Below are 7,633 nucleotides of genomic sequence, written 5' to 3'. Positions count from 1 at the left end.
CCGCGCGCGGACGCGAAGCGTCCGCGGCCCGCGCTCCGCGCGGGCATCCCGCCGCCGTCCCGCGCTTCCGCCGCGCTCCGCAAAGTCCAGCAGCACCCCATCACCCGGAAAGGGAGGCGTCCGCCATGCCCGCGCACATCGTACATACCATCCCGCCCGTCTATGACGCGCGCTCCCGCGTGCTCATCCTCGGCACGATGCCCTCCCCCAAGTCGCGGGAGCAGGGCTTCTATTACGGCCACCCGCAGAACCGATTCTGGCGGGCGCTCGCCGCGGCGCTGGACGAGCCCGCGCCCCAAACGGTCCCGGAAAAGCGCGCGCTCGCCCTGCGGCGGGGGATCGCGCTGTGGGACGTGCTCGCCTCCTGCGATATCGAGGGCGCGTCGGACGCGAGCATCCAAAACCCCGTCGCCAACGATCTCACGCCGATCCTTGCGGCGGCGGACATCCGCGCCGTCTTTACGACGGGCAGGCGGGCCGCCGGCCTTTACCAAACCCACATCCGGCCGCGCACGGGGCTTTCGGCCCTGGCGCTGCCCTCGCCCAGCCCCGCGAACTGCGCCTGTTCCTTTGAGCGGCTCGTGGAGGCCTACCGGGCGGTACTTGATTATCTGGAGGACTGAATATGAACCGGATCGCCAGCTTCTGCGTCGACCACACCAAACTGGAAAAGGGTCTCTACGTCTCCCGCATCGACGGGGACGTGGTCACCTACGACCTGCGTATGTGCATCCCCAACGCGGGCAGCTTCCTCGAAAACGGGGCGCTGCACACAATCGAGCACCTCTTCGCCACCTATGTGCGCAACAGCCGCTGGACCGACGGGATCGTCTACGTCGGACCGATGGGCTGCCGCACGGGCTTTTATTTCCTGACCCGCGACAGCATCCCGAAGGAGGAGGTCATCTCCCTGCTGCGGGAGACCTTCCGGTTCATCGCGGGCTTCGAGGGGGAGATCCCCGGCGCCGCGGAGGCCGAGTGCGGCAACTTCCGCGACCACGACCTCGCGGGCGCGAAGGCGGTGGCGGCGGACTACGCGGCGGTGCTCGACGGCTGGACGCCCGAGCGGATGGCGTACCGCGCATGACCGGCCGGGAACTGATCGACCTCTGCCTCACCTGGCCGGACGCCTATGAGGACTACCCGTTCGGCGACGAGTGGGCAGTCCTGCGACACCGGGGCACCCACAAGATTTTCGCCATGGTCTTCGAGCGGGAGGGGAAGCTGCTCATGAACCTCAAGTGCGAGCCGATGCAGGCGGAATTCTGGCGCAGGGTCCATCCGCAGGTGACGCCCGGCTACCACATGAACAAGACCCACTGGAACACCGTCGACGTAAACGGCGGCCTGGAGGAGGAGACGCTGCGCGGGATGATCGACCACAGCTGGGAGCTGACCGCGCCGAGGGAGAGGAGGAAATCCCGGTGACGACGGAAGAATACGCGGCGCTGAAAGAGCGCCTGCGCGCGATGGCCGATCCCAGCTACCGCGCCTTCCACCAGAAGCTGGTGCCCGAGGTGGAAAACCTGCTCGGCGTGCGCATCCCCGCGCTGCGCCAGCTCGCGCGGGAGCTCGCCCGAGGGGACTGGCGGGGCTACCTCGCCGCCGCCCAAACGGACACCTACGAGGAGACGATGCTCCAGGGTCTCGTGCTCGGGTGCGCGAAAATGGAGCCGGACGAGCTGTTCGAGCGCCTGCGGGAATTCATCCCCAAGATCGGCAACTGGGCGGTGAACGACAGCGTCTGCGCCGGGCTCAAGCTGGTGAAAAAGCACCGGGCGGAGACGCTCGCCTTCCTGCGGCCCTATTTTGCGGGCGGGGAGGAATTCGAGGTTCGCTTCGCGGTGGTCATGCTGATGGACTACTACATCGACGAGGAGTACATCGGCGAGGTCCTGTCCCTTCTGGGGGCGGTGCGCCACGAGGGGTACTATGTCAAAATGGCGGTCGCGTGGGCGCTGTCCGTCTGCTATGTCAAGTTCCCCGGGCGGACGCTGCCCCTGCTCGAGGGGGAGGCGTTCGACCCGCAGACACGCCGCATGGCGCTGCAGAAGATTGTGGAATCCAACCGGGTGGACGCCCGGACGAAGGCGGAGATCCGCGCGCTGCGCAAGGCGGTCCGTTAAAAAAGGGCGGAAAAAAGCGGACTGTGCGACACAGCCCGCTTTTTTCGATCTATGTGTGTGTGGAAGAGAGAAGTAAGTCGAATTTGATCAATTTTGATTATTTTTTAACAAGATTAGTCTATCACATTTTTCAGGAAAAATCAACCCCTTTTTGAAAATTTTTACAATTAAAGGATTGTTTTACAGTTAATGTCAGGAGATTTTTTACAAGCGGGACGGACAGGAAAATCGCTGGGACAATCAGGCATGTTCTGCCAAAATTAATATTACAGTTAGAAGATTTTCGACAAAATGTTACAAGGAGGAATTTCAATGACCGGCACGGAAAAACTCCAGGAATTGATCGACAGGAGCGCCAGAATCGTCTTTTTCGGCGGGGCGGGCGTCTCGACCGAAAGCGGCATCCCCGATTTCCGCAGCGTGGACGGGCTCTATAACCAGCAGTACAAATACCCGCCCGAAACGATCATCAGCCACACCTTTTTCACGCGCAGGCCGGAGGAATTCTATGAATTTTACCGCGCCAAGATGCTTGCGCCCGACGCCAAGCCGAACCCCGCGCACCTCAAGCTCGCCGAGATGGAGGCGGCGGGCAGGCTCTCCGCCGTCATCACCCAGAACATCGACGGCCTGCACCAGGCGGCGGGCAGCAGAGAGGTGCTCGAGCTGCACGGGTCGGTCCACCGGAACTATTGCATGGACTGCCGCAGATTTTACGACGCGCGCTTCATCCTCGCGTCGCAGGGGGTGCCCCGGTGCGTCTGCGGGGGCGTGGTCAAGCCCGACGTGGTGCTCTACGAGGAGAGCCTCGACGGCGGCACCCTCGAACGCGCGGTGCAGGAGATCTCCGCCTGCGACCTGCTGATCATCGGCGGCACCTCGCTGGCCGTCTATCCGGCGGCGGGGCTCATCCGCTACTGCGGCGGGAGGATCGCCGTCATCAACAAGTCCGCGACGCCGATGGACGGCCAGGCCGACCTGCTGGTCCAGGAACCGATCGGCCGGGTGCTCGGCGCGATCCGGGTGCGCGCCCCCCGTTAGCGGGGCGCGCGCCTTCCGGGCAAAAACGGCTCCCCCACCGCGCCCGGCGCGGTGGGGGAGCCTTGGTTTATAAAGGCGCGTTATTTTGTACCGGGGTCCCGCTTCTTCGGGGAGCGGCACCCGTCCGCGTGGGGGCAGCCGGCGCAGCCGCCCCCGCACCTGCCCCGGTGGCGGACCGCGTAGCGCACCGCCAGCACCACGAGCACCGCGAGCAGGCCGAGAACCAGATAATCGATCGGATGCATGGAAAACTCCTTTCGTCAGACGAACAGCAGGGCGGCGCGGTAGACGAAGAACGCCACCACCCACGCGAGCCCGCTCTGGCAGACCGCCATGGCCGCCGCGTGCCCGCCGCCGAGCTCCCGCTTGACGGCCGCGACGGCCGCGACGCAGGGGGTGTAGAGCAGTGTAAAGGTGAGGAACGCGACGGCCGCCGCCGGGGTGAAGATGCCGGCGAGCGCGGCGGGAAGGGTCGCGGTATTGGTGCCGGTGAGCACGGCCAGCGTGCTGACGACCGCCTCCTTGGCGGAAAAGCCGGTCAGCAGCGCGGTGGAGGCGCGCCAGTCGGTAAAGCCGAGCGGCGCGAAGATGGGCGAAAGGAACCGCCCGAAGGAGGCGAGCATGCTCGCCTCGCCGCCCGCGGCGACCACGTTGAGCCGGGAATCGAAAGTCTGTAAAAACCAGATGACGATCGTGGCGATGAAGATCACCGTGAAGGCGCGGGTCAGAAAGTCCTTGGCCTTGTCCCACAGCAGCAGGAAGACGCTCTTGGGGCTGGGCATGCGGTAGTTGGGCAGCTCCATGACGAAGGGCACCGGCTTGCCGTGGAAGGCGGTGTTTTTGAGCACCAGCCCGCAGAGCACCCCGACGGCCATGCCCCCCGCATAGAGGCAGATCATGACGAGCGCGCGGTGGCTGGGGAAGAAGGCCATGGTGAACATCGCGTAGATCGGCAGCTTGGCGCTGCAGGACATGAAGGGGGTGAGCAGGATGGTCATGCGGCGGTCCCGCTCGCTCGAGAGGGTGCGGGTCGCCATGATGGCGGGCACCGAGCAGCCAAAGCCGATGAGCATCGGCACGAAGGAGCGGCCCGAAAGACCGATCTTGCGCAGCAGCTTGTCCATGACGAAGGCGACGCGCGCCATATAGCCGCTGTCCTCGAGCATCGAGAGGAAAAAGAAGAGTACGACGATGATCGGCAGGAAGGAGAGCACGCTCCCGACCCCCGCGAAGACGCCGTCGATGACCAGCGAGTGGACGACGGGGTTGAGCCCGTAGGCGCCGAGCGCCGACGAGACGGAGGCGGTGACGGCGTCGATGCCCGTCGACAGCAGGTCGCTCAAAAAGCTGCCGATCACCCCGAAGGTCAGCCAGAAGATGAGCAGCATGATGACCAGGAAGATGGGGATGGCGAAATATTTGTGGGTGAGCACCGCGTCCATCCGCACGCTGCGCACGTGCTCGCGGCTTTCTCCCGGCTTGACCACCGCGGTGCGCACCAAATCGTCGATGAAGCAGTAACGCATGTCGGCGAGCGCCGCCTCCCGGTCGGTGCCCAGCTCCTGTTCCATCTCGGTGACGCTGTGCTCGACCATGTCCTTCTCATTTTCCGAGAGCGCCAGCCGCTCCATCATCGGCGCGTCCCCCTCCACCAGCTTGGTGGCGGCGAAGCGCGGCGGCACGCCGATGCGTTCGGCGTGGTCCTCGACGAGGTGGGCGACCGCGTGGATGCAGCGGTGCACCGCGCCCGAGCAGAAGTCGAGCCGCGCGGGGAGCTGCCGCGCGGCGGCGGTCGCTGCCGCCGCGTGGATAAGCTCGTCGATGCCCTCGTTTTTGACCGCCGAGATCGGCACGACGGGAACCCCCAGCTCCTCCGAGAGCTTTTTGATCTTGATCGTGCCGCCGTTCGCACGGAACTCGTCCATCATATTGAGCGCCACGACCATCGGGATGTGCAGCTCGATGAGCTGGAGCGTCAGGTAGAGGTTGCGCTCGATGTTGGTCGCGTCGACAATGTTGATGATCCCGTCGGGGTGGGAATCCAGCAGAAAATCACGCGTGACGATCTCCTCGTTCGTATAGGGGGAGAGGGAGTAGATGCCCGGCAGGTCGACGACCCGGATCTCGCCGAGGCGGCGGCGGTCCTCGTGGGCCTCCCGCATGGCGTCCCGCGTCTCGCGCAGCGTGTTGTCCCGCGCCGCCTCATGGAACGCGCGGTGCCGCTCCTTCTGCCGCATCCGGTGCCACAGGCGGGGAATCGCCCCGCGTCCCGCGCGGGTGACGACCCCCTCCTTGCGTTCCACCGTCACGCCGGGGAAGTTCCCCACGTGCTGGTTGGAGCCGGTCAGCTGGTTGAAGAGGGTGGTCTTGCCGCAGTTCTGGTTGCCCGCAAGCGCGAAGATCATTGCGCGTCCTCCTCTGCTTCCAGTTCGATCTCCCGCGCGTCCTCGAGCCGCAGGGTCAGCTCGTACCCGCGCAGGTGCAGTTCAATCGGGTCGCCCATCGGCGCGACCTTGCGCACCATCACCCGCGTCTTCGGGGTGAGGCCCATGTCGAGCAGCCGCCTGCGCAGGGCGCCCGCGCCGCCGACCTTCAAAATGATGCCGCTGTTTCCCACGCCCAGTTGATCCAGTGTCATATGTACCCCTCATTGCCTGCGGTTGCAGAACGTTTCAAATCGAATTGTTAGCCACGGCTTACATGATACGCCATCCCATATCCTTTGTCAAGTGGAGCGGGCGGCGGCTTTTTGCACAACATTCCCTGCCACGCGCATTGATTTATCGGGCAAACTGCGGTATGATAAACCTAACTGTAAATTTCGCGGCGCGCACGCGCCGCAATCGTCCGCCGCGGGCGGACCGGCCGCCGGGGCGGCCGCAAAACGGCGGGGCCGTTTTGGATTGCGGCGGAGGCGCTGGGGCCGCGGTGGAAAGGACCTGAAACGATGGAATACAAACTGGTTGCCGACAGCTGCTGCGAGTTGGTTCCCGCGCTTACCGGGCCGCTGGGTGCTCGGACGGCGCCGCTGACCATCCTGCTCGACGACGTGAGCTACATCGACGACGATTCGATGGACATCCCGCGGTTTCTCGCGGCCATGAAGCAGAGCCGCCACATCCCGAAATCCGCCTGTCCCGCGCCCGACGTGTGGGCAAGGCTCTTTCTCGAGGCGAAGGAGGTCTTCGCGGTCACCCTTTCCTCCAAGCTGAGCGGCTCCTACAACAGCGCGATGGTCGCCAGGGAGATGGTCGAATCGGAGCATCCGGGCCACCGTGTGCACGTTTTCGATTCCCTCTCCGCGTCCGCCGGGGAGATCGCCGTCGGCATCCGGATCAAGGAGTGCGCCGAGGCGGGGATGGCGTTCGACGAGATCGTACGCGAGGTCACCGCGTTCATCCACGGGATGAAGACCTATTTCATCGTGGAGAACCTCGACACCCTCATCAAGGCGGGCCGTATGGGCAGGCTGACCGGCTATGTCGCGTCCGCGATGTCGCTGCGTCCGATCATGATGGGGGACGCCGGCGAAATCAAGCTCTATGAAAAGGCGCGCGGCTCGGTGCGCGCCTTCACAAGGCTGGTCGACATCGTCGGCGAGCGGCGGAGCAATTTCTCCGACCGCACCCTCGTCATCACCCACTGCAACAACGAACGGCAGGCGCGTTTCATCCGCGCGGAGGCCGCCCGCCGCTACAACTTCAAGGAGATCGTCGTCGCCCCCACCCGCGGCATCAGTACAATGTATGCGAACGAAGGCGGCGTCATCATCGCATTTTGACCGGACGGAGGAATGTGGCATGAAAAAGAACATCCTGGTATTGGTGGGAAGTCCGCGCCCAAAGGGCAACAGCCAGGTCCTCGCGGAGGCGTTTGCCGTCGCGGCGCGGGAAAAGGGGCATGAGACCGAGGTCCTGCGGGTCAGCGGCATGAAGATCGCGGGCTGCCAGGCGTGCGAGCGCTGCTGGAAAAAGGACGGCCTGCCCTGCGTCCAGCAGGACGACATGCAGAAGCTCTTTCCCAAACTCAATGTGGCGGACATGATCGTCTTTGCCGCGCCGATCTATTACTTTGGATTTCCCGCCCAGCTCAAGGCCGTCATCGACCGGTTCTACCCGCTCTGCCACGGCGACGACAAGCGCCGGGCGTTCGCGGACAAGGAGAGCGCGCTCATCCTCTGCGGCGCCTCCGAGGAGGAGGACGACTTCGAGCCCGCCGTCGCAAACTACGAGGTCATGGCCGACTATCTCGGCTGGGAGGACCGCGGTATCCTCGTGGCGTCCGGCCTCGGCGACATCGGCGATGCCGCGAAGAGCGAATGGCTGGAGGCCGCGCGCGATTTGGCAATGGACTTGTAGGGGTTTGCCGCTCAGGGAGCGGCGGAGTTTGTCGGTGGCCGGCCGACGGCGGTTTTAGATCGTCCGCTCATTGAGCGACGTAGCTTGTCGGTAGTCGACCGACAGCGA

The 7,633-nt window shown here is 64.7% G+C and carries 10 protein-coding genes; 7 read left to right on the top strand and 3 right to left on the bottom strand.

Annotated elements, in window-relative coordinates:
- Nucleotides 1-125: 125 nt before the first annotated feature.
- The 5 genes from NE609_RS16170 to NE609_RS16150 all read left to right on the top strand — a co-directional run bounded on the left by NE609_RS16170 (nucleotide 126) and on the right by NE609_RS16150 (nucleotide 3,167).
- On the top strand, nucleotides 126-623 hold the full coding sequence (locus tag NE609_RS16170) for a DNA-deoxyinosine glycosylase (protein ID WP_101552805.1): 498 nt from the start codon (nucleotides 126-128) through the stop codon (nucleotides 621-623).
- Nucleotides 624-625: 2 nt separating this feature from the next.
- The gene (locus NE609_RS16165) at nucleotides 626-1,087 is read left to right on the top strand and encodes an S-ribosylhomocysteine lyase (protein ID WP_121586732.1); all 462 of its coding nucleotides are present in this window, start codon (nucleotides 626-628) and stop codon (nucleotides 1,085-1,087) included.
- Entirely contained in the window at nucleotides 1,084-1,428 is a 345-nt protein-coding gene (locus NE609_RS16160; RefSeq protein WP_256153108.1) for an MmcQ/YjbR family DNA-binding protein, read from the top strand. The genes NE609_RS16165 and NE609_RS16160 overlap by 4 nt, the downstream gene beginning before the upstream one ends.
- Nucleotides 1,425-2,126, top strand: coding sequence for a DNA alkylation repair protein (locus tag NE609_RS16155; protein WP_256153107.1), 702 nt, complete (start codon nucleotides 1,425-1,427; stop codon nucleotides 2,124-2,126). The genes NE609_RS16160 and NE609_RS16155 overlap by 4 nt, the downstream gene beginning before the upstream one ends.
- A 312-nt stretch (nucleotides 2,127-2,438) precedes the next feature.
- A complete protein-coding gene (locus tag NE609_RS16150) occupies nucleotides 2,439-3,167 on the top strand; it encodes an NAD-dependent protein deacylase (protein WP_121586735.1) in 729 nt (242 codons plus the stop codon).
- An 80-nt stretch (nucleotides 3,168-3,247) separates the two neighbouring features.
- On the opposite strand, the gene NE609_RS16145 is transcribed toward NE609_RS16150, so the two are convergent.
- From NE609_RS16145 to NE609_RS16135, 3 genes are read right to left on the bottom strand one after another with little or no spacing between them, the layout of a single operon-like run.
- Nucleotides 3,248-3,412 carry a FeoB-associated Cys-rich membrane protein gene (locus tag NE609_RS16145; protein ID WP_256153106.1) on the bottom strand — a complete coding sequence of 55 codons (165 nt, stop codon included), beginning with the start codon at nucleotides 3,410-3,412 and terminating at the stop codon, nucleotides 3,248-3,250.
- 15 nt (nucleotides 3,413-3,427) lie between these two features.
- Nucleotides 3,428-5,572, bottom strand: a complete 2,145-nt coding sequence (feoB, locus tag NE609_RS16140) for a ferrous iron transport protein B (protein WP_121586737.1) — start codon at nucleotides 5,570-5,572, stop codon at nucleotides 3,428-3,430.
- Nucleotides 5,569-5,805 (bottom strand): FeoA family protein, encoded by a 237-nt coding sequence (locus tag NE609_RS16135; RefSeq protein WP_101552791.1) that lies wholly within the window; start codon nucleotides 5,803-5,805, stop codon nucleotides 5,569-5,571. The genes feoB and NE609_RS16135 overlap by 4 nt, the downstream gene beginning before the upstream one ends.
- A gap of 309 nt (nucleotides 5,806-6,114) precedes the next feature.
- Between NE609_RS16135 and NE609_RS16130 the strand changes: the two genes are divergently transcribed.
- Together NE609_RS16130 and NE609_RS16125 are read left to right on the top strand one after the other, a co-directional pair.
- A complete protein-coding gene (locus NE609_RS16130) occupies nucleotides 6,115-6,948 on the top strand; it encodes a DegV family protein (protein ID WP_256153105.1) in 834 nt (277 codons plus the stop codon).
- A gap of 19 nt (nucleotides 6,949-6,967) precedes the next feature.
- The gene (locus NE609_RS16125) at nucleotides 6,968-7,525 is read left to right on the top strand and encodes a flavodoxin family protein (protein ID WP_256153104.1); all 558 of its coding nucleotides are present in this window, start codon (nucleotides 6,968-6,970) and stop codon (nucleotides 7,523-7,525) included.
- Nucleotides 7,526-7,633: the final 108 nt, after the last annotated feature.

Origin of the sequence: Anaerotruncus sp. DFI.9.16 (assembly GCF_024461615.1) — a bacterium.
Taxonomy (GTDB): Bacteria; Bacillota; Clostridia; order Oscillospirales; family Ruminococcaceae; genus Anaerotruncus; species Anaerotruncus massiliensis.
Note: the sequence above shows the minus strand (reverse complement) of the source record. Positions and strands in the feature narration are given on the sequence as shown.